Consider the following 22,057-nt stretch of genomic DNA (forward strand, 5'->3'; position numbering starts at 1 on the left):
TGGATGTTGAATGTTCGATGTTCTATCGGTACCATCCGTTGCTACATTCATTAAATACACCCCACACCTTATGAATAATGATTTTGCCGGAACCAAAGAGAAGTGGAAAGACCCTAAGACCCGCCGTAAGATAGGCGTTGGTGCATTCATTGCGCTGATCATCGCCGGGGTGTATGCCGGAGTGAACCAGGTGTTCCCGGAGCAAAGCGGCCATTATGGATTTTGGTCCATCATGCCCCCGCTGGTGGCCATTGTACTGGCCTTTTACACCCGGGAGGTTGTCAGCTCGCTGTTTATCGGGATTTGTTTGGGTGGAGTGATTTCCGGCAAGCTCAATATCGTTCAGGATTTCCTGATCCCTTCAGTGGGAACCGAAAGCTTTGCGCTCATCATCATCGTGTACTTGTGGGCTTTGGGGGGATTGATTGGTATCTGGACACGAACCGGTGGAGCTGAGAAATTTGCCGTCTGGGCCAGTAAGAAAATGGTGCGGGGACCTCAAACCGCCAAGTTTTTTACCTGGATGATGGGACTCATCTTCCACCAGGGCGGAACCATCAGTACGGTTTTGACGGGAGCCACCGTTCGTCCCGTCGCCGATAAACACAAGGTGTCGCACGAGGAGCTGGCGTACATGGTGGATTCTACCGCTTCCCCCGCCGCCACCCTGATTCCCTTTAACGTATGGCCATTTTATGTGGGCGGACTCATCATCGGAACCCTTCCTTTTCTGGAAACCACCCAGCAGAGCATCGCCTTCTTCTTCTCCGCGCTTCCCTATAATTTTTATGCGATTTTCGCGATTCTGCTAACCCTCGCTTTTGCCTGGGATAAATTCCCTTTTGTGCCCGGAAAGAAGATGAGAGCGGCCATCAAACGCGCCCGATCCGGAAAGGGATTGGATCGGGAAGGTGCCACTCCCATGGCAGCCGATGAACTCACCAAAAGTGAAGTTCCGGATGACTACAACCCCGGACTCATTGATTTTTTCGGTCCTATCGGCACCTTATTAGGCGTTGCGATTATTCCCTATGTGGTCACCTATTTTTTTCTGGATATGGGAGAGAACTCCATGTTGCTAATTGCTGAAGCTTTTGTGCTTGCTGTGTTAGTTGGATTTGGAATCGCTTTAGCCAAAGGAATGAACCTGCAGGAAGTGGTGGATGGTTTCATTGACGGATGTAAAGGTGTAACCATCGGAGCCATTATCCTTGCCCTGGCCGTAACGCTGAAAGAAGTGGCCGATGCCGTTGGTACCGCCGCTTACGTGGTTGACACCGTCGGCGATGTAATACCGGCCTTTCTCCTGCCCGGACTGCTGATGGTTCTCTGTATGCTCATCGCTTTCTCCACGGGAACATCCTGGGGAACGTATGCCGTGGTATTTCCGGTCGCCATCCCACTGGCATGGGCGGTTGTACCCGATGTATTTTTCCTCACCCTCTGCTTTTCAGCTGTGATCGGAGGATCCGTTTTCGGAGACCAGTGCTCTCCCATCTCTGATACCACTATCCTCTCCTCCCTCGCCACCGGCTGCGACCTCATGGACCACGTACAAACCCAATTCCCCCTGGCCATCCTCGCCGGAACCCTCGCCGTCATATCTTATGCCGGCATGGTGCTGATATTTGTCTAAAAAGAATGGCGCAACGCGACATCGGCCCGCTTGCGGGGCGTAAGATGTGTGTAAAAGGGCTTGTCATCCCGAAGGAATGAGCGTAGCGAATAACTGATGGATCCCCGTGATTTGCAAATGATCGATGGACCGAATGACCGATTTGCGATCTAATTTCCCATACCAACCACCGCCTCGTCATCCCGCCGCGAATGCCGGGATCCGGTAGCCAGCTAACGGGCAGCTTCCTAATGGTACTTCCATTCTAGCCACTGCCAACCACCGCGAAGGGTTGAAACCCGTTCGCTTGTGTAAGGGAATACAATCTCCCCTTATCACACATCATCCCTGGCCTGCCTTTGCGAAAACTTCACCATTCAATGTTCGATTTTGAATGTTCAATATTCCACCAGCAGATCCGGGATCTCCCTTTCCTAACCTGACACTAACCAAGGAGTCCTCTTTCCCTGCGGCGGTTAATTCAAACCCAATGCACAAACTACCTGCCGGAAGGAAAGAGACAGAGATAGGGTCCACTGGCGAAGGGCAACGCGAGTGACAAACTATCCCCATGATTTGCGAATGATCGATGGACCGAAAGACCGATTTGATCTAATTTCCCATACCAACCACCGCCTCGTCATCCCGTCGCGAATGCCGGGATCCGGTAGCCAGCTAACGGGCGGCTTCCTAATAGTACTACCATTCTAGCCACCGCCAACCATCGCGAAGGGTTGAAACCCATTCGCTTGTGTAATGGAATACATCCTGCCCTGATCACCCGTCATCCCGGACGTAGTGTATACGGAGATCCGGGAACTCCCTTTCCTAACCTGACACTAACCAAGGAGTCCTCTTTCCCTGCGGCGGTTAAATCAAATCCAATGCACTAACTACCTGCCGGAGGGAAAGAGACAGAGATAGGGTCTTGCCGGCGAAGGGCAACGCGAGTGACAAACGATCCCCCTGATTTGCGAATGATCGATGGACCGAATGACCGATTTGCGATTTGGTTTTCAACGAGTATAACCACCGCCAACCATCGCGAAGGGTTGAAACCCGTTCGCTTCTGTAAGGGAATACAATCTCCCCATATCATCATACCCAAGAAATAACAAATGAAGTCAACTATCCTGCTTGTTGGAGGCAAAAGTCTCCTCAAAAAATGATTTCATCTTCTCCCAGCTCAGGCTGTCGGCTTTGGCGTTGTAGGCCAGCGGGAGGTCAAACTTCTGACCGAGGGAATCGGCGGCGGGGTTGGTGTAGGCATGTTGGGCGCCATCGTAATTGATATACTGATAATCTGCGCCCAATTCTTCGTAAGCACCTGATAGATTTGCAACCTGCTCTTCGGTCACAAAGGGATCATCCGCGCCGTTTAAGATCAGGATGCGGGAGGTAAGGCTTTCCTGTGGCATGACGGGCAGCTGGAGTCCGGCATGGAAAGCAGCCACACCATCCAGGTCGGAGCCGGAGTTGGCCATGGCCAGAATCACGCTTCCGCCAAAGCAGTAGCCGATGGCTCCTATCTGTGTGGAGTCCACGTTCCCGCGATTTTTCAGGGTTTCCAGGGCCGCATTAAAGCGGGCTTTTGCTGTATCGAAATTACTCATTACATTATTGGAGAACTTCATGGCATCATCAGGATGATCTGCTTGTTTTCCTTCGCCATACATATCCACGGCAAGAGCTACATAGCCGAGTTTGGCCAGTTCATCCGCGGCCTGGCGGGCATGCGCATCATGGCCCCACCACTCGTGAACCACCAACACACCCGGGCGTTTCGCAAAATTGTTTTCGTTCTGACTGATATACCCATTCATGGTAACCTCACCGGTGGAGTAGGTGATTTCCTGCCCCACTACATTTTTATCATTGGTGCTGTATTCACTTCTTCCACACGCTGCAATCAAAAATAAAACAGGTGCCAGCAGTAATAATCTTTTCATCTTGTATAATCCGTAGTTCGGTTGATTTTGATTGTTTAGATAGTTGATGGGTATAAAAGGTTTTGAGGGAGAATGGTTCCGGCCGGGTGATAGGTGTTGTTTATGGGGGTGATGTGGGAATCATTGCTAATTAACTTTCAAGTATCTTCTAATCATTAACACGCTTTTCGCAAGAGTTTGTGTAATCCGTATTTGTATGGTTTAATTCAATTTAGTTTATTTGATTAAATAATAATTCCACCTATTCTAAATTGCGTAACCCCAAATGGCATAGAGACGAAATCATTTTAGCTCTGGATCTATATTTTAAGATGGATTCAAGCAAGATGACCAGCTCACATCCCGATATCATTGAATTGTCAGAATTATTAAATCGCCTTCCCATTCACGATATCAGGCCAGACGAGGTGAAATTTCGTAATCCTAATGGTGTTAATTTAAAATTGAACAATTTTAAAGCTTTCGATCCTTCCTATTCAGGAAAAGGAATGGAAAATTTTGGAAAGCTTGATAAAAAAGTATTTCAAGAATTTGAATCTGATACAGATCGTCTTCACAAAATTGCTAATCGCCTACGAGAAGTAAGTAAAGACCTTGAGTTGGCGAATCAACTGTATATGATCAGTGAAGATAAAGAAGATGAACAACTTGAAGTAAAAGAAGGCGCGGTAATTTATAAGCTTCATAAATACCGAGAAAGAGATACCTCTATCATCAAGAAGAAAAAAGAAAAGGAGTTCAAACGATTAGGAGGACTCCCTTGCGAAGCTTGTACTTTTGATTTCTACCAAAAATATGGTGATTTGGGATATAAATATATTGAATGTCATCACCGTACACCTCTTTCCGAATTTTCAAGCCAAACTAGAACTACTCTGAATGATTTAGCATTGGTTTGTTCAAATTGTCACCGAATGCTTCACAGAAAAGTTGATACTCTTAGCGTTGAGAGTTTAAAGAACTTACTTTCGGCTTAATCTCTACCAAGCCACCTCTTCCTAATTTACGAATGATCGATAGACCGATTTGCGATTAGTGATTTTATTAATCGATTATACTCCACCCCAGAAAGTTCGTCGTTCCTTGTTCAAAATTGGCTCATCGACATATTCCGGCAACGTGTCGAAATCATCGACATATCAGGAGGAAAGCAGCTCGTAGAGGCGCGTATTCAGGTATAACATTTCGCGTCCCACCTGTTTGCTCTTCAAAATTCCGGCCGACTCCAGTTCTTTTAAATAGTCGGCAGCGGTCTGCCGCCTGGCCAGGTTTCGGTCTACCAGGAATTTAACTTTGCAATAAGGCTGTTCAAAGAGCAACTCAATCAATTCCTTGGAATACACCCGGTCGGGCAGCTTTTGCTTGGCTTCTTCCAGGATTTCATCCAGCAGGATTCGTATATCGTCGATCCGCTTCATCGTTTTTTCGGCGGTTACTTCCACGGCCTTTAACATGAAAATGAGCCAGGGTTCCCAATCCTGCTGTTCGGTCACCCCCCGGAGGAGACGATAATATTCCGGCTTGTGGGAAATCACATAATCACTCAGGTAAAGAACCGGCTGATGCAATAACTTTTGATGGATCAGGTACAGGATGTTTAGAATTCGCCCGGTTCTGCCGTTTCCATCTTTAAAAGGATGGATGGCTTCAAACTGATAATGCATCACTGCCATTTTCACCAGCGGATCGGTGTTATCATCAGCCTGCATATATTCGGTCAGGTTTTCCAGTAAATCCTGAATCAGCGTTTTTCCTTCGGGCGGCCAGTAAATAATTTTACGCGTTCTGGGGTTTGCAATCACGGTTCCCGAATCGTCCCGGATTCCATCTTCGGTTTCCTTTATTATCTGCATGATCCTTACATACAGCTGCTGGTTGAGTTGTCCGCTTTCCAGAGCGCTCACTCCTTCCCACAACGCCTTGCGGTAGCGGAGTACCTCCTTGGTTTGGGGATCCGTCTGCTGATCTTTGGCAGAAAGGGCGATAAAAAGCTTATCGTTGGTGGTGATCACATTCTCAATTTCCGAACTTGCCTTCGCCTCCTGCAACACTACATTATTAATCAGAATATCAGGATTAGGCAGGCTTACGGCTTTTCCTTTCAGCTCTGCCAGCATCCGGTTTGCTGCTATGGAGGCTTTTAAGACAGCCGGGGTTTCCAGCGTTTTATCCGGCGGAAGCAAAGGGAGGATATTATAAGGCTGATTTGCATAGTCTGACATAGAATGCGACTTTTTTAATATATGTCGAAATATACACTATTTATCGACACTTCATAAAAACCTGTCGAAATCATCGACATATCACGTAATTGCCACGAAAGCACTAAAACACAAAATGAAAGAGAAGCAAGGTGTTCTCCTGCAGGCAAAGCCTTAGTTCAAAGCAAGGGAAGGGAAGCAGGAGCTTCCGGGATGGCGTTCCGAAGGTGGACCTTCGGAACGAGATTAACCTCAACCCTGGTCATTGGTCATTGGTCATTGGTCATTGGTCATTGAAATTTGGAATTTGGAATTTGAACTCCAACTCACTCCACTAAAATCCACTCTTCCTGCGGAGGAACCAAAAACTCGGCGCCGTCTTCAGTAATCACCGCCATTTCTTCAACGGATATAGTTTTGTAAGTGCTGTCGGTCAGCGGCCAGCTGTGGAAGCCGTCGAAGGCAAACACCATCCCGGGCTTGAGAAGCTTTTGGGCAGAAGGGCGCTGTCTCGGAGTATGAGAACCACCTAAATTCGGTCCGGTGTCGTGAGCTACATACCCTACCGGGTGACCGGTGCTCCACATAACGTATTCGGATTTGTTTTCTTCCATGAGCTTTCGCTGGGCGGCATCTACATCTTCGCCGCGAACGCCGGGTTTCATAGCATTAAATGCCGCACGATTTCCGGCTTTGGCCGACTCCCAGTAAAACTGAAGGTCTTCCGGAGCTTCGGCCTCCCCTTCTTTCAACACATAAGCAAAACGCTGGATGTCGCTCACCCACCGATCGTATAGCTTAATACCAAAATCGGTTTGAATGACATCGCCGGGCATAATCACTTTGACGGTGGCATGGGAATGTCCGCGGTCAGCGCCGGAGTTTACATTCGGGTTTTGTGTAGGATTCCATGCTTCCCCTACGCCGTACTCCTCCATCTTTGCATCCAGGAAAGCCGCTACTTCGGCATCGGTGGTTACCCCGGGCTTAATGGTTTCATAGGCCTCCAGCTGCCATTGGGCGGTGAGCTCGGCGGCCTTGGTCATAATCTCCACTTCGCGGGGCGTTTTCACTGAGAGCCATTCGTATATCAGGTCTTCGGACGATACCAGTCGGCTGGAAAGTACTGCACCCAGAGCTTCCTCCAGAGCCTGCCGCTGAGTAAAACTGAGTCCGTCAGCTTGTGCATTGGCGGAGGATGAATTGACGGCGATGCTTTCAAAATCCTGAGTGTTCATAAACTCCGCAGCCTGTTCCATAGCCGAACGGCCCCGCTCTACCGGAATCACTTCATCGTGGATATCCAGTTCACCCAGCGCCGTGGCTTCCCCAACCGGCGAATACACCCGCGAGTGGAAACCGTCTTCATCCCGGTAAAATAAAAACGCAGCGGTCCCTCCGGCATTCTCCCCGCCAATGTGATCGGCAATGGGGTCGTTGTTATTCTCCCTGCAGATGACGATCCAGGCATCCACCCCGGCTGCTTCCATTGCCTGTGGCAACAGGGTTGAAATCCGCTCCTTCCGTATCTCCGGCCACGGCGATTCCCCCCATTCGATGGGCGGCTTGGATTCAGATGTACAGGCGGTGGTGATCATAAGAAGAGCAACTAAGTAGCGAAGCATGGCTTATATTTGATTGAATGTTGATGTCTCAAGGAATATGAACATCCAACAAGGAACATCCAACTTTTAAGGAGTGGAATGAATAGCGTTCCGAAGCAGGAGCTTCGGAACGAGGAGGGACGAGGAGGGAAGAACCCTGTTTTACACAGATTCTTCACTCCGCCACGCTGCGTTCAGGATAACACAAACCTGTGGGCATATTCTTATGCCGTCGCTGACGGCATCGCCCCGGCTGCGGGGCGTAAGGAATGCATGAACAGGCCCTGTCATCCCGAAGGAGTAAGCACAGCGAATGACTGAGGGATCTCTGTGATTTGCGAACAATCGATGGACCGAATGACCGATTTGCGATTTCTTTTATTAGACAACCCCATCGTCATCCCGCAGCGAATGCCGGGATCCGGTAGCCAGCTAACGAGCATGCTTCCAGGCAACCTCAACCTTTCTTGCCACCACCAACCACCGCGAAGGGTTGAAACCCGTTCGCTTGTGTAATGGAATACATCTTACCTCTATCTCAGAATACCCCAACAACTGACATCACCTCCAACCGCCTTCCCGACAACCTAACTATTAAAGGAGTCCTCTTTCCCTGCGGCCATTAAATCAAACCCAATGCACGAATTGCACACCGGAGGGAAAGAGACAGAGATAGGGGTCCGCCAGCTAAGGATAACACTGCCTGTTTAACACTAACCCCATTGATTTGCGAACATCCGATTTGCGATTTCTTTTACTTAGTCAACCACAACCATCGTCATCCCGCAGCGAATGCCGGGATCCGGTAGCTAGCTATTGGGCATGCTTCCTGACAACCTCAACCTTTCTCGCCACCACCAACCACCGCGAAGGGTTGAAACCCATTCGCTTGTGTAATGGAATACATCAATACCCCAACAACTAACATCACCTCCAACCGCCATCCCGACAACCTAACTATTAAAGGAGTCCTCTTTCCCTGCGGCCATTAAATCAAACCAAATGCACGAATTGCACGCCGGAGGGAAAGAGACAGAGATAGGGTCCTCAAGCGAAGGACACCACTGTTTCCATTCAACCCTCTCTTCGCTCCGACGCAGAGCGTCAGGAGCGAGGTGGATAATGGACAAGAATAAAGGAGTCTTCTAACGAAGGATAAACTGCCTTAATTTACCCTAATTAAGTTCTACTTTCTCGGAGATGTAATTATTGTAGTACTTCATCTGCACCACTTCCCCGTCCTCATTTCGAATGAAGCGCATGCTTTCGCCATCTTCCCCGTTATCGCGGATGCGTACAAAGTGATCTTTCTCCACCCTTCGATACTTAGAAAATTCTCCGGGATTACTTGACGGAAGTCCCATCCTCACCAGTTTATTTCCCCAGGTCCCTACATAGCTGGTACTCTTCATAACTTCACCCTGATAATAGCCCGCGTATTCTTTGAGTTCTTCAGCCAGATCCTCATCAGCGGCTTCGATACTGCCGGCTTCAGAAAGAATACCATGTATACCCCGGGCGTATTTACCGGGATTCGGGTTACTGCTGTTGATCATCACCGAATAGGCCATCTTGGTTTCGGGGTTCATCATTAGTGTAGTCTTGTATCCGGGACAATGACCGCCGTGCCCTACCCATTTCTTCCCATCGGGACCTTTGTAGACGGCAAAACCGAGTCCCCAGCTGGTGCCAAAATCGCTGTCCATCCAGTGGATGTTGTGCATGTTTTTGATGGTGGCCGGATGCAGAATCTCTTCTTCTTCCGCATCATACAGCCGGAACTGCCAGGCAGCGAAGTCGGCCAGGTCTTCGACGGTTGAGCTGAAACCCGCTGCGGGCGTTACTCCGTTGGGGTCAAACATCTCGACTGGGTCCTGCTTGCCTTCGAAGGTTTCATAGGAATGGCCCACAGCCAGCTGTCCACCCCAAAGATCCCCGGGCATATCGGGCCGGGTGTCATCCAGGCTCAGAGGGTTCAGAATGTGTTCTTCCACATAACTTTCATATTCCTGTCCGGAAACTTCTTCCACGATATAGCCGAGCAATGCCATAGACAGATTACTGTACTGAAAATAGGTGGAGGAGGGATACAGCGTTTGCTGACTGTTCAGCTTGTCCAGTACCTGCTGCTTGGTAGGAAATTCTTGTTCAGGGTCCGTCCAGTGCGACCATGCATTTTCCCGGGGAAGGCCGGACGAATGAGTAAGCAAATTCCGGATGGTAATTGGACCGCTGAGCTCATATTGCTGCTGTAGATCAAAACCAGGTAACACATCTTCCACACGATCGTCCAGCCTCAGCTTTCCATCTTCATACAGGTTCATGATTGAGACCGAAGTAAAGAGCTTGGAAATGGAGCATATGCTACAGATGGTATTGGTTTCCATAGCGAGGCCCTCTCCGGGATTGGACTGTCCATAGGCACCTTTCCAGACCACTTCCTGATCTTTCAGAGCAATGGCACTTATGCCCGGCAGCTCATCGTACTTTTGCATGGCATCCAGCCACACGTCTACCAGAACAATGGCCTCCGAATAATCTGTCTTTGTTTCCTTTTCTTCGGCTTTCTCTTCCTGTGCAAATGCAAAGTGGCTTCCTGCAAGCAGCACAATCAGCAATATTGATTTCTTTCCCATGATCCCCAAGTTGGATTAGTATTGAATCCATGGAATTGAAACATTTATAATCGTTTTTGCAAGATTTTTTTGTTCGGGATCGCTGCCTTAATTCCATCAGTTCCTTCACTTCGTTCAGGATAACACAAACATGCGGGCACCTACCTTATGCCGTCTGTGACGGCATCGCCCCGATCCGGGCGTAAGGGATGTGTGGATATGCCCTGTCATCCTGATGGAATGAGCGCAGCGAAAGACTGAAGGATCTCTGTGATTTGCGAACAATCGATGGACCGAATAACCGATTTGCGATTTCTTTTACTTTAGACTACCCCACCGTCAGCCCGCAGCGAATGCCGGGATCCTGTAGCCAGCTAATGGGAATGCTTCCAGGCAATCTCAACCTTTCTCGCCACCACCAACCACCGCGAAGGGTTGAAACCCGTTCGCTTGTGTAATGGAATACATCTTAGCTCTATCTTAGAATACCCCTACAATCGACATCACCTCCAACCGGCATCCCGACAACTTAACTATTACAGGAGTCCTCTTTCCCTGCGGCCATTAAATCAAACCAAATGCACGAATTGCAAGCCGGAGGGAAAGAGGCAGAGATAGGGTCCTCTAGCCAAGGATACCACAGCCTTATACCCTTCGCTCCGACGCAGAGCGTCAGGAGCGAGTACTTGGGCTAACTCTTCACGTCATTGGTCATTGGAATTTGGAGCTTGGGATTTCGCCCCCGCTAAATCACTTCCTCCACATACCGCTTCACATCAAATTCATCCATGGGAGACGTTTTCCTTAGATACAACGGATGATGAGGGTGTCCTGCTTTAGAAATGCGTCCCCGGGTAAAGAACCGGTTGCCGTTACCGGAAATGGCATCATAAATATCCTGCAGGCAGCGTGAAAGGTACGGCCGTTTTTCGATCAGCGTTCCCCAGGCACACCAGATATCAGCGGACAGATTGTTGGTTAGCTCAGCAATAACGTCCACGTTTTTGTCATGAATCTTCTTCTGGAAGTGTTTGTGCATCTTATCCGGATTGGTGGCCCGCTGCGGATACAGGTTGAACATGAGCCACCCATCGTAATTGTTTTCCATCGCAAACCGGGCAACAGATGCCACTGTGGGATCCAAATCTCCCGGCTTGGCCGTAGATGGGTTCACCCCAAAACAAATCAGTGGATTATCGCCTTCCTGCCCTAAAGAATAACGGGTCAACGGTTCATCGTGATGGTAAATCCATGAGCGATCGGGGTACATGGGTCGGGTTTGATTCTGGTTTTTTTGAGGATGGGAATATCGAAGTTTTAGGTTCCAAGTTCCATGGTTTGAGGTTCGGATCATAAATTCGTGCTCCAGTTTTTTGCAAACAGACAATCCCTCATTTGGAGATCCCGGATCAAGTCCGGGATGACGGCGTGATTAGGAAAAGTTGTCATCCATTACGCAAACGAATGGGTTTCAACCCTTCGCGATGGTAGCGATTGACTGAATTCTGATTAACGAGTAACGAATAACGAGAAAATCTACCCTTCCTATTGATCAGAATAAGCCGGCTGAATGTTCGATATTGTTCTAAAAACCCACTACTTTTTTCTATGGCAAATTCCATTTCCAAAAAAATTCAGAAACACCTTTCTCAGAGCCTGGCCGATTATTTTGAACCGGATGCTTTTTTTATTCTGGGTGTAAGTGGCGGCCCCGATTCCATGGCGTTGCTCTATCTTTTCCATCTGCTGGAGCGGGATGCGCTGGTGGTTCATATCAATTATGGCAAGCGCGGAAAACAGTCTGATAAAGACCAGGAACTGGTGGAGCAGCTGTCTTTTCAGTGGGGCTTTGAATGCTGTTCCATTCGGCTGAATCCAAAAGAGGCCGAAGGCGGGAACTTTCAGAACTGGGCGCGCAATCAACGGTATCAGTTTTTTCAGGATTTGAAGGGTAATTCCGGTGCCGACGCTATCGTCACGGCGCATCATCAGGACGACCAGGCAGAGACGATTCTACAAAAGCTGTTTCGGGGAAGCGGACCGGCTGCCTGGCAGGGCATGAAGGAATGGGATGGCAAGTTGTTTCGCCCCCTGCTCAATTTTGATAAAGAAGAAATTCTGGCTTTTTGCGAATCAGAAGCTATTCCCTACCGCACCGATGAAAGCAACAAAAGCTCTGATTATGCCCGTAATTTCATACGGAATGAATTCGCCAGCAAGATGGATGATCTTCTGCCCGGCTGGAAGCAAAACATACTGAACCTCCCGGAACAAGGAAAATTATTTGAAGCGAGTATTACGGAAATCACTGAGCAGGTGACAAACAAAAACAGTATCAATCTGAAAAAATACGCACAGCTTCCGGAAATCCTGAAACCGGCTGTACTCAAGAATCTGCTGGACCAGTTTGGGGGGAAGGCGCCTATTCCAAAGGTCAGCTTGAAGCCCTGACCGAACTTGAATTTCTGCAACCCGGCAAAAGCATGAAGGTTGGAAACCTGATTTTGACGCGCGAACGGGACGGGATCTACCTTCAGCAAAATGAAAGCATTGACGAGATCACCCAAAAAATCACGAAAAAAAATGCGCAAGAAGGCTATTGCCTGAATGGCGTCACCCTGAAAAAAACAAAGAAGCCGTCTAAGAAAGCCGCTCTGAAGCTGGATGCGTCCAAACTATCCTGGCCGCTAACACTTAGGAACTGGAGCGATGGTGATGCCTTGCAGCCTTTGGGAATGGATGGGCATCAAAAAATATCCGACCACCTGACAAACCGTAAAATTCCCTCACATTTCAAGGAAAAGGCCTTGGTATTGTGCGGATCAGATAGTACTATTTATGCTATTCTATATCCTGTTCCGGCAACAAATAAAGAGCGGGGTGCCATCTCTGAATTGGCTAAATGCGAATCCACATCAACTTCTTTTTTGACGATAAATTTCAGTTAGTATGAGTTCAACTTTTTACCAACCGGATACAGTGACTTGTAACGGTGAAAAATTCAAAATTTTTATTACTAAAGACCAGATCGACGAGCGCCTGAACCAACTTGGCAATCAGCTGGATAAAGACTATGACGGCAAAAAGCCAATTTTCATTGGGATCCTGAACGGGGCTTTTATTTTCCTGGCCGACATCATGCGTCATGTAAGTATCGACTGTGAGGTGGATTTTATGAAACTCAGCAGCTATGGTGACAAAAAGGTGTCGTCAGGGCAGGTTACCGAACTCAAGCACATTGATGCTAAAATTGAAGGCCGGCATGTAATTCTGATAGAAGACATCGTGGATACCGGTCTTTCGATGAATTATATGGTGAAACGAATTAAAGAAAATAACCCCGCTTCTGTGGCCGTCTGTACTCTGCTTCACAAAAAAGAAGCCACCCACCACGATGTTCAGCTCGATTATGTGGGCTTTGAGATTCCCAATGCCTTCGTTTTAGGATATGGGCTTGATTACGCTCAGGAAGGGCGAAATCTTTCTCAAATTTATGTTATTGACAAAGAGGAAGATTAATGTGTAACTAACTGCGTCATCGGGTTGGTTTGGGGTAGACAGGACATTATGATTCGAACAGGTATTTTATTTTTTTCTCTGCTTTTACTGGCAGAGTCGACAGCGGCTTTTCAAACTCCACTGCTGCAAAAACTGGATACACTTACCTATCGGGAATTGACCCTGGAAGATGGCTTGCCTGTTAATACAGTGAATAGCGTGACCCAGGATTCTTTGGGGTTCCTTTGGATTAGTACTTATGACGGATTGGTGCGCTTCGATGGGTTGAACTTCAAAATCTACGACTACTCCAACACACCCGAGATGCCCCACAACCGGGCTACCCTGGTTCACCGACAAGAAGGGGTTGGAATGTGGTTTGCCCTGGAATATGGAGGTGTTCTGTTATATAAAGATGGGCAGTTCAAACATTTTGGCCCTGAAAATGGATTTACAAATTCAGACCTGACAAAAATATATGAAGTTAGGGACGGCCGTATGTTCTTTGTTACCCACATGGGGCTTTATGTATACCAGGACAGTGCTTTTTCCCTTTTTTATAACTTCTCTGCACTTCAGAATCAGGTCTCTCATTTCTTTGAAGACAACGACGGTTCTTTTTGGATATCCACCAACGATGGCTTGCTTCATCACACTCAAAATGGGTTTCAACAGTATCATGTAAGCACCGAACAGGCTGAAAACCAAATACGGGTAACCCATCGTGATAAAAATGGCACCCTGCGGGTTGGTACCAAGAACGGACTTTACGAATTCAAAAAAAATCGGCTGGTAGTACCTGAAAAATATAACATACTCAGAGGCTCCATTATCCTTCATATTTTTGAAGGGGATGACTACCTCCTTTATTTCTTACCCGGTGAGGTGTATATCGAAAAAAAGGGGAAGGTTTACCGGGTACCTAACAGAGAAATGGTGGCCGAAGAGACTTACATTGAATCGTATGAAGACAGCGATGGGAATGTATGGTTGTTAGGTAATGCGGGTTCTCTGGGAGTGTTTAAAAATGGCCGGATTGAGAAATTTAATGCCCTTGATGAAATCAAAGACTATTACTTCAATGGCATTTTTGAAGACCGGGAGGGCAACCTCTGGTTTTCTACGAACCAGAATGGACTTATCAGTGTAATGAAGTCTAAAGTTCAAACACTGGGTACTCCGGAAGGTTTGTCCGGCGATAACATCCTGGCGATGGAGAAAGACCGTGCAGGTAATTATTGGGTGGGTACACGTGGAAGCGGGCTCAATAAGATTGAGAATAACCGGATTGTTATCTACAAAAACACCAAAAGTGATATTAAATCCAACATCATTCAAGCCATAGAGGAAGACGCTGAGGGCAATATCTGGGTAGGCTTCCACCAGGAAGGGATCGATAAGCTGACCAATGGTACGTTCAGAAACTTTGAATTTGGGAATAATGCCGAGATTAATGATGTCCGGTCTATTTACAACGACAGCAACAACCAGCTTTGGGTAGGTACTTATGGAGGGCTCATAAAATTCAATCCTGCAAGTGGTCAACATCAGGTATTTGGAACTGATGAAGGCATGGCCGGTCAAAAAATCAGATATATTACCCAAGATGCCTCAGGGGCACTTTGGATTGGAACACTGGATGGGGGTGTAAGTCGATTCAAAGACAACCGGTTTACTAACTACACTACAGAAGATGGGCTTTCTTCCAACAACATCCGGTCCATTTATGTGGATGAACAGGATTCAGAGACCATCTGGGTGGGTACTGAAAACAATGGTCTGAACCGCATTAAAAATGGCGAAATAACTTTCATCAACACCATTGACGGGCTCCCTGATCATATTATACACTGGATTTCGCAGGACCGGGAAGGCTGGCTCTGGATGTCTTCTAACAGAGGCATCATCAAAATCGACAAAGCAGAACTGAATGCATACCTGGACGGAGTAACCAATAACTTTACCCTTTTGCATTATGGCCGGCAGGAGGGGATGCGAAACCCGGAGGCAAATGGAACTGTACAGGAAGCTGGACTACGTACTGAAGACGGTCGCTTTTGGTTCGCTACCCAGGAAGGAGTGTCCATTTTTCATTCAGATACCATTAAAACCAACCGTATTCCCCCTACTGTCGTTATCAATAATATTCAGGCCGGGAAGCATGTATATGACGGGCCGGAAACGACCATCGAAAAGGGCTTCAAAAACTTCACCGTTAATTTTCATGCGCTCACCTTTGTAGCACCCGAGAAGACAAGATTCCGGTACCGGCTAACCGGTTATGAGGATGCATGGACAGAAGTATCCGGGCAGCACAGTGCATCCTACGCTGATGTCCCTGCCGGTGATTACACCTTTGAAGTACATGCTGCCAATAATGACGGTGTTTGGAGTAACCGTCCGGCTATGGCAGCCATAACCGTTCAACCTTTCTTCTATGAACAACTCTGGTTCTACCTGCTGGTTATGGTCATAATTGGAGTGGGGTATTATTCAGCCTCACAACTTAAATACCGGTACCTGCTTCGCAAACAGGAAAAAATGGAGAAGTTGATTCAGGAACAAACCGCTCAGCTCCGAAGAGAAAAACGAGAGGTTGAGGAAAAAAGTAACATTATCCGTCAGCAGGCTGAAGAACTGGAGGAAAGCAATAAAACCAAAGACAAGTTTTTCTCCTTAATAGCGCATGACCTTCGCAACCCATTTCAGGCCATTTTAGGCTATAGTGAAATGATGATGACGGAAGTGGATGAAGCGGATTCTGAGGAACTGAAAACCGGTCTTAAACATATTTATACTTCATCAAAATCATTACTGTCGCTGGTTGAACATCTCTTGAACTGGGCTTCCCTGCACACAGGAAAAATCAGCCCGGATCCTGAAAAAGTTAATCTTGGGGAACTCCTGGAAAGAACCTGTCAACTGTTCGAGCATGTAGCTGAGCAAAAGAAAATTAGTTTGTACAAGAAGACCGGAGAAGATGCTTACCTCATGGCCGACCTGAATATGCTGGAAACAATTCTGCGAAACCTGATTTCTAATGCTATTAAATTTACCCATGAGGGTGGTAACATCTGCCTGGCATCATATCGGGATCAGAGTTATTGTTATATCGAAGTTGAGGATGACGGCATAGGGATGTCGGAAAAGTTAGTCGACAAACTCTTGCGCCTTGATTCAAATACGTCAAGAGCGGGAACCGGTGATGAACAGGGAAGCGGACTTGGGTTATTAATTTGCAAGGAAATGATAAACCTGCACAATGGAGAAATCATCATTGAATCTGAGCAGGATAAAGGCACAAAATTCACCTTAAAATTTCCTGCTGAAGGCTTATCAAATAAAGAAAATGAGACTAAATAAGGCACTCAGATTAAAGCTTTATCAGGGTTGCTATTAGTGTGAAAAGGTCGCTATATTTGTTGCCCTTCAAAAACGGAGAGGTGGCTGAGTGGCTGAAAGCGCTCCCCTGCTAAGGGAGTATACCTCTAACGAGGTATCGAGGGTTCGAATCCCTCCCTCTCCGCATTAAGTACGATACAAAAGTTTTTCATTCACCAAGCATTATTTTTGGAAAGAAGAGGGATGAGAAGCTTGTCCCGCTTTTAACCCGGATAGAGAAAGTGGAAAAAGTCCAGCGGGAAATCCCTCCCTCTCCGCATTTTTATGCTTCTCCTTTCTATTTTCTTTTCATTATAAATACACCGTTCCAGTTTTCCCCCGGTGGGTCTTCCTTCATTAGTTCGCAGCGCCTGATAAATATTCCTGACGGATTTCTTTGGTAACGCTCCAAAGATTTCGATTCTTTGAATTTCTCGACAGCTGTATCCCATTCCTGGTTAAAGTAGTACTCTAATCCTTGTTCATACAAACCTATACAGTCGTGCAGTTGCTGATCGGCATCCACTCGTAAACCAGCAATTTCATACACTTTTACCGGTCGGGTTCTTCCTTTAACTACAATGTTATCCAGCAGCCTGAATATACAATCATCTCCATATCCCTCTGCCTCATCTTTGGTTGACTCGGTTACCATAGTATAGACGCCGTATTGCTTGGCTCCGCTTTCACACCGGGCAGCAAGGTTTACATTATCTCCCATCATGGTGTAGTTGAAGCGCCGGGATGAACCCATGTTTCCGGTTACCATAACCCCGGTATTCATTCCAATCCGCTGATGCATATTTGCCACCAATTCCGACCACCCTTCCTTTTCCCATTTTTTGCGTAATTCAGCCAGTTCTTTTTGCATAAGCTGAGAAGCCACACACGCCTGATAGGCATGATCTTTCATGGGAACGGGCGACCCAAAGAAGGCAACAATGGCATCCCCTATATATTTATCGAGCGTACCACCCCGAGTGTTCAGGATGTCTGTCATGGTGCTCAGATAGTCGTTGATGAGTGTTACCAGCTCCTTAGCTTCCAATTGTTCAGAGAAGGTGGAAAAGGCTACCACATCACTGAAGAAGGCCGTCATATGGGTTTCTTCTCCCCCAAGCTGGGGTTCTTCCCCGGAGGCAATCATCCGGTCTACCAGCTCCGGTGATACATAGGAAGCAAACATCCCTTTGATACGACGCTTTTCTTTTTCTTCGACGTAATATTCATAACTCACCATTCCTACCTGGGTGATAATAACAGCAATCAGCGGCCCCATGAGCATCATTAACACATTGTGATTCATGAACGCCCAGTAGGTAATCCCAAAATACCCTAAGGCCAGTATCACCGAAGCTGTAATTCCCCAGGAAGCACCGGCAACCCGGTTTACTAAAGTAATCGCCAGGCACAGAAAAAACATAATGATTAAGGTATACCACCCCCGAAATCGCTCGATATAATTTCCGTCCAGAACGGTTTGTATGGCATTGGCATGAACCTGATACCCGGGACGCGGGTTATTTCCTTCATTGGCAAAGGGTGTTGTATAAAAATCTTTCAACAAGGGCATAGTGGCCCCTACAATCACAATTTTGTCCTCAAAAGTGCCTTTGGTTAAATGACCAATATCAGGATCATCAAAGGTATTAACCCCAAAATCCAGCTCAGTCTCAAACACCGTGGTATAGTCTGAGTCATCAATTACTTCTTCATATGAAACTTCCGGAAAGGTACTTTCGGGGCCATAGAAGTTGATGAGAAAAGAATTCGGCCGGTCCTTCAGAATCTCATAAGGGCCGAATGAAAAGTAGTCACTATTTGGATTAGGACCGATGGGATCGATTTCTTCATAGGGAATTTCTCCATAGAGCCTGAGAGCCTCCAACCCCAACCGATAATAATCCTGCTCCTGATGCTTTTGCCCGAAGCGGTATGAACGAATAGCACCATCTATATCCGGATGCACCTTCACCAAAGCCACCCTGTTTGGGTTGTTCACGTTTAACACCGGGGTAGGAAATAAGGTAGAAATCTCATCCGAATACTGAGAAACCGTTCGCTGCAGATCACCCGCCAATATCACATTGCCATGCTTTTTGATAGCCTCTGCGAAGGTAGTGTCATTTTTGGCCTCATATATATCCGGGTTATTGAAAACCACATCGAAGGCTATAACTTTGGCACCGGCCCTGTTCAGGTTCTCAACCAGACGTGCATGAAGGTTGGTTGGCCAGGGAAATTTTTGAGGGATTTCCTGATCGGCCTGCTGACTAATCGCAACCAACACAATAGGTGAATCTGATACATCAAGAGGCCCTCTCCACTCAAAAAGCTGGTCAAAATATTTAAGCTCGGTAACCTGAATGGGCCTGATCAGCATCAATACAAAAGAAACGGCAAACGCAGCAATGGCAATAAGAGCGACAGAAGTAAGTCTTTTCTTTTTGGGGGCCATTTAGTTAAAAACTGAATACATATCTGAGCTGTACAATGCGATCGTTTGCCCGGCTTTGGCCGCTTACATTGGTAAGGTTGGCATCAAAAACCAAAGCATGATACTCATTGAAATTATAGCGCGCTCCGGCTTGTAAAACAAATGTAGAATAGGTGTTTTTGGTTACCTCATCACTCAGCACAAAATAATTGTCGCGCGGATTGTCGTTGAGGACTTCGGAATTGGGATCATCCCTGATCTCGATCATCCGGGATGCTGTCTTATTTTGAGTGATGGCGAGTCGGCCGTTTATGATTAGATTATCTTCCATCAGCCGATAATTACCCGAGGTATAAATCCCGAAAATGTTAATATCATTTTGTCCGCTCCCCGCCTCGGTACTATTTGTAGTGATGCCAAATTGTGTTTCCAGCGGCAAATCAGAAAAGCGGGAGTTGAGACTTAACGAAAAGGATGTACTTAACACATCACCGTAAGCAAAAACCTCGTCTGTAGTTTTAAGATTAGAAATGCTCAGGGATACATCATTGCGGGCATTCATCCAGTTAAACTGTTGCGTCACAGATGTATTGATATTCACGGTATAGTTCGATCGCGGAGTTGGAGTAACCAGAGTTACCAGTGTATCCTGCCCGTTTATAGTTCTCGTTTCCTGCCGGATATTTTGCACCGCAGCATTCACCAGGTCGTCGGGTAGTAAAAAGTTTTGCCGCTCGATATCATTGTCCCGCGTCCGGTACCGCACTCCTGCACTTACTCTCGGTAGTTTACGATCTACCGGATACCAGCTTACATTGGTTCGGTAAGTGATGGTATTGGTAGTGGCATCGCGGGTACCGCTTACATTGTCATTCAGGTTTTCATAGCCCAGCGTCAGGTATAAACGATTCGATAGAAAGTTCATCCGGTCGGTAAGGGTGAACCCCGCCACATCTTTTCGGATCGTGGAGTTAGCCAAAGAGTTGAACCCGGGACCAATCCATCGGTACTGGGCTCTGAAATTATTATTAGGATATCGAAATGACAGCTCGCTGTTCCCTGCCAGAATACTGGTCGGGAAGAAAGCCTCTCCGGTAATATCACCGTTTTCATCTTCCTGAATCTTGAACGGAAGTGTATTCATGTTTTCATTCACGATGATGAGCCATGACAATTGCTCCAATAAATCTGCCATACTCTGATCAACATCAAAACCCAAATCTTCAGCTCTTTGAACCGTAAGCGGCCCGTCGTAAATATTATTATTCAGTGCACTAATCACCGCTTCCGACTCAAACCGAATACGATTATTATTGAATCCCATCTTCAAATCGGTTCCAACCACCAGGTTATCCCTCGGCTTGATATTCCCACCCCGAACATCCAACCGATCAGGGTTGGCAAGTAAGGTATCCCGCGCCGGTTGATCGAGGTTGTTGTTCAATATCACATTTGAGTTTACAAGGTCCATGTAATCCCGCACATTAAATATGGACGTGGTGTCATCCTGAACCTTGAGCATATGAACTCCGAATTGGAATTTTTCTTCGTTTCCAATTCCTACTCTGCCCCCGAACAACCTGCGCTGGAACGTTCCCCTTCCCCCATCCTGATAGGTCAGCAGATAATTGCGATCAACCACCGAATCGGCTCCTATGGTTACTTCTTCAACTATTAAACTATCGTATTGATTAGTGACCTCCCTATCCAGCTCTCCATAAATGAATTGGATATTCAGATTATCATTCAGTAGATGCAATGAGGTGTTCAAGCCATGAACCCGACGTCCGGAAATCGAAAACTGACTCATAACAGGATACACATGCCCGGCTTCAAAATCCCACCAGTCTCCATAGGCCAAATCAATACCATACCGGTTTTGGGGCTGAAGTCGCACCGATTCCTGAGAAGTCAGGTATCCATTTACTGAATACCTGAACTTACCATAAGCTCCGGAAATACTGGTTCTCCCCGTATACGCATTGTTTACATCTCCGGCTATCACCTGATTTCGGGCTGTTAATTCAACCTGACCCTGCGGAACCCTGCTCGGACCAAAACCCTGAAATGAGGCCTGTCCAGGTGCAACTACAGCGAACCTCCAGTTGGCAACAGAATAACTCTGATCTTCTGTTCTATATTCAAGAGATATGGTATGCGCACCGGGTGATAAATTATCCGGCACATAGGATATGTAATAAGCCGAAGTGTCGGCTTCAGATGTCACATCCTCACCGTCAATCAACAATTGAAACTCTCCCGGCTCCAGGTCCGATTTCTCATAAAAAAGGGCGATGGCAATTACGACATCATCCCTTGTGACACCATTACCCGGACGGGGAGAAAGAATAGTATAATCGACCCCTTCCAGCTTTGGCTTATCCTCCCCCAGGCTTTCAACTACCTCCACTTCCACCGGGTTTTCCGACGGAAGGTTATTGGGGTAATAAACCTGTTCCCCTGAGTTGAGTGTCAGCTCAAAATAGTATTCAAGAGAACTGGCATTGGAGTTTCCAACGGTGAAAAAAGCCTGGAACACCCCATTTCTGTACTCTACTTCCTGCTGTTGATATCCAAAGTCTCCGTCGTACCTGTAGAATAATTGTGCCTGCTGGAAATCAGCTTCGGAGATCCCGGGAACTCTGAATTCCAGTACATTTTGTTCATTTCTCTCAAGAGCCAAAGGTGCCTGATGCTGAATGGTAAACTGTGCACAGACGACTCCTGAAGCTGTCAAAAACAGCAATAGCATTAGTC

14 protein-coding genes and 1 tRNA gene are annotated in these 22,057 nt (G+C 47.0%); 8 read left to right on the forward strand and 7 right to left on the reverse strand.

Annotated elements, in window-relative coordinates; all coding sequences use genetic code 11:
• Positions 1-10 precede the first annotated feature (10 nt).
• A complete protein-coding gene (locus ABFW99_RS06250; protein WP_349355880.1) occupies positions 11-1,636 on the forward strand; it encodes a Na+/H+ antiporter NhaC family protein in 1,626 nt (541 codons plus the stop codon).
• 1,103 nt (positions 1,637-2,739) lie between these two features.
• Here the strand turns inward: ABFW99_RS06250 and ABFW99_RS06255 are convergent.
• Positions 2,740-3,564: a dienelactone hydrolase family protein gene (locus ABFW99_RS06255; RefSeq protein WP_349355881.1), complete on the reverse strand. Its 825-nt coding sequence runs from the start codon at positions 3,562-3,564 to the stop codon at positions 2,740-2,742.
• Between the two features lie 251 nt (positions 3,565-3,815).
• Between ABFW99_RS06255 and ABFW99_RS06260 the strand changes: the two genes are divergently transcribed.
• On the forward strand, positions 3,816-4,541 hold the full coding sequence (locus ABFW99_RS06260) for an HNH endonuclease (RefSeq protein WP_349355882.1): 726 nt from the start codon (positions 3,816-3,818) through the stop codon (positions 4,539-4,541).
• A gap of 162 nt (positions 4,542-4,703) precedes the next feature.
• On the opposite strand, the gene ABFW99_RS06265 is transcribed toward ABFW99_RS06260, so the two are convergent.
• Both ABFW99_RS06265 and ABFW99_RS06270 read right to left on the reverse strand, forming a co-directional pair.
• Positions 4,704-5,786, reverse strand: a complete 1,083-nt coding sequence (locus ABFW99_RS06265) for a Fic family protein (protein WP_349355883.1) — start codon at positions 5,784-5,786, stop codon at positions 4,704-4,706.
• Between the two features lie 305 nt (positions 5,787-6,091).
• Complete coding sequence (locus ABFW99_RS06270; RefSeq protein ID WP_440707450.1) at positions 6,092-7,390, reverse strand: M24 family metallopeptidase; 1,299 nt, start codon at positions 7,388-7,390, stop codon at positions 6,092-6,094.
• A 78-nt stretch (positions 7,391-7,468) separates the two neighbouring features.
• Between ABFW99_RS06270 and ABFW99_RS06275 the strand changes: the two genes are divergently transcribed.
• Complete coding sequence (locus ABFW99_RS06275; protein WP_349355884.1) at positions 7,469-7,690, forward strand: hypothetical protein; 222 nt, start codon at positions 7,469-7,471, stop codon at positions 7,688-7,690.
• 854 nt (positions 7,691-8,544) lie between these two features.
• Here the strand turns inward: ABFW99_RS06275 and ABFW99_RS06280 are convergent.
• Positions 8,545-10,005 (reverse strand): serine hydrolase domain-containing protein, encoded by a 1,461-nt coding sequence (locus ABFW99_RS06280; protein ID WP_349355885.1) that lies wholly within the window; start codon positions 10,003-10,005, stop codon positions 8,545-8,547.
• A 724-nt stretch (positions 10,006-10,729) separates the two neighbouring features.
• Entirely contained in the window at positions 10,730-11,254 is a 525-nt protein-coding gene (locus ABFW99_RS06285; RefSeq protein WP_349355886.1) for a DUF1643 domain-containing protein, read from the reverse strand.
• 338 nt (positions 11,255-11,592) lie between these two features.
• Here ABFW99_RS06285 and tilS (ABFW99_RS06290) point away from each other — a divergent pair, with 338 nt between their 5' ends.
• From tilS (ABFW99_RS06290) to ABFW99_RS06310, 5 genes are all read left to right on the forward strand, one after another.
• Positions 11,593-12,435, forward strand: coding sequence for a tRNA lysidine(34) synthetase TilS (tilS, locus tag ABFW99_RS06290; protein ID WP_440707451.1), 843 nt, complete (start codon positions 11,593-11,595; stop codon positions 12,433-12,435).
• Between the two features lie 32 nt (positions 12,436-12,467).
• Positions 12,468-12,932, forward strand: coding sequence for a tRNA lysidine(34) synthetase TilS (tilS, locus tag ABFW99_RS06295; protein ID WP_440707452.1), 465 nt, complete (start codon positions 12,468-12,470; stop codon positions 12,930-12,932).
• Between the two features lies 1 nt (position 12,933).
• Positions 12,934-13,503, forward strand: a complete 570-nt coding sequence (gene hpt / locus ABFW99_RS06300) for a hypoxanthine phosphoribosyltransferase (protein WP_349355888.1) — start codon at positions 12,934-12,936, stop codon at positions 13,501-13,503.
• A gap of 48 nt (positions 13,504-13,551) precedes the next feature.
• Positions 13,552-16,845 carry a two-component regulator propeller domain-containing protein gene (locus tag ABFW99_RS06305; RefSeq protein ID WP_349355889.1) on the forward strand — a complete coding sequence of 1,098 codons (3,294 nt, stop codon included), beginning with the start codon at positions 13,552-13,554 and terminating at the stop codon, positions 16,843-16,845.
• Between the two features lie 74 nt (positions 16,846-16,919).
• A tRNA-Ser gene (locus ABFW99_RS06310) sits at positions 16,920-17,008 on the forward strand.
• Between the two features lie 153 nt (positions 17,009-17,161).
• Here the strand turns inward: ABFW99_RS06310 and ABFW99_RS06315 are convergent.
• Complete coding sequence (locus ABFW99_RS06315; protein WP_349355890.1) at positions 17,162-19,321, reverse strand: CHASE2 domain-containing protein; 2,160 nt, start codon at positions 19,319-19,321, stop codon at positions 17,162-17,164.
• 4 nt (positions 19,322-19,325) lie between these two features.
• Entirely contained in the window at positions 19,326-22,052 is a 2,727-nt protein-coding gene (locus ABFW99_RS06320) for a hypothetical protein (RefSeq protein WP_349355891.1), read from the reverse strand.
• Positions 22,053-22,057 lie beyond the last annotated feature (5 nt).

This window comes from Gracilimonas sp. BCB1 (assembly GCF_040117685.2).
Classification (GTDB): domain Bacteria; phylum Bacteroidota; class Rhodothermia; order Balneolales; family Balneolaceae; genus Gracilimonas.

Excerpts from the sequence above, each read along its gene's own strand:
- ABFW99_RS06250 (WP_349355880.1), top strand. The coding sequence starts at position 11 with ATGTTCGATGTTCTATCGGTACCATCCGTTGCTACATTCATTAAATAC.
- ABFW99_RS06255 (WP_349355881.1), bottom strand. The coding sequence starts at position 3,564 with ATGAAAAGATTATTACTGCTGGCACCTGTTTTATTTTTGATTGCAGCG.
- ABFW99_RS06265 (WP_349355883.1), bottom strand. The coding sequence starts at position 5,786 with ATGTCAGACTATGCAAATCAGCCTTATAATATCCTCCCTTTGCTTCCG.
- ABFW99_RS06270 (WP_440707450.1), bottom strand. The coding sequence starts at position 7,390 with ATGCTTCGCTACTTAGTTGCTCTTCTTATGATCACCACCGCCTGTACA.
- ABFW99_RS06275 (WP_349355884.1), top strand. The coding sequence starts at position 7,469 with ATGAATAGCGTTCCGAAGCAGGAGCTTCGGAACGAGGAGGGACGAGGA.
- ABFW99_RS06280 (WP_349355885.1), bottom strand. The coding sequence starts at position 10,005 with ATGGGAAAGAAATCAATATTGCTGATTGTGCTGCTTGCAGGAAGCCAC.
- ABFW99_RS06285 (WP_349355886.1), bottom strand. The coding sequence starts at position 11,254 with ATGTACCCCGATCGCTCATGGATTTACCATCACGATGAACCGTTGACC.
- tilS (WP_440707451.1), top strand. The coding sequence starts at position 11,593 with ATGGCAAATTCCATTTCCAAAAAAATTCAGAAACACCTTTCTCAGAGC.
- tilS (WP_440707452.1), top strand. The coding sequence starts at position 12,468 with ATGAAGGTTGGAAACCTGATTTTGACGCGCGAACGGGACGGGATCTAC.
- hpt (WP_349355888.1), top strand. The coding sequence starts at position 12,934 with ATGAGTTCAACTTTTTACCAACCGGATACAGTGACTTGTAACGGTGAA.
- ABFW99_RS06305 (WP_349355889.1), top strand. The coding sequence starts at position 13,552 with ATGATTCGAACAGGTATTTTATTTTTTTCTCTGCTTTTACTGGCAGAG.
- ABFW99_RS06315 (WP_349355890.1), bottom strand. The coding sequence starts at position 19,321 with ATGGCCCCCAAAAAGAAAAGACTTACTTCTGTCGCTCTTATTGCCATT.
- ABFW99_RS06320 (WP_349355891.1), bottom strand. The coding sequence starts at position 22,052 with ATGCTATTGCTGTTTTTGACAGCTTCAGGAGTCGTCTGTGCACAGTTT.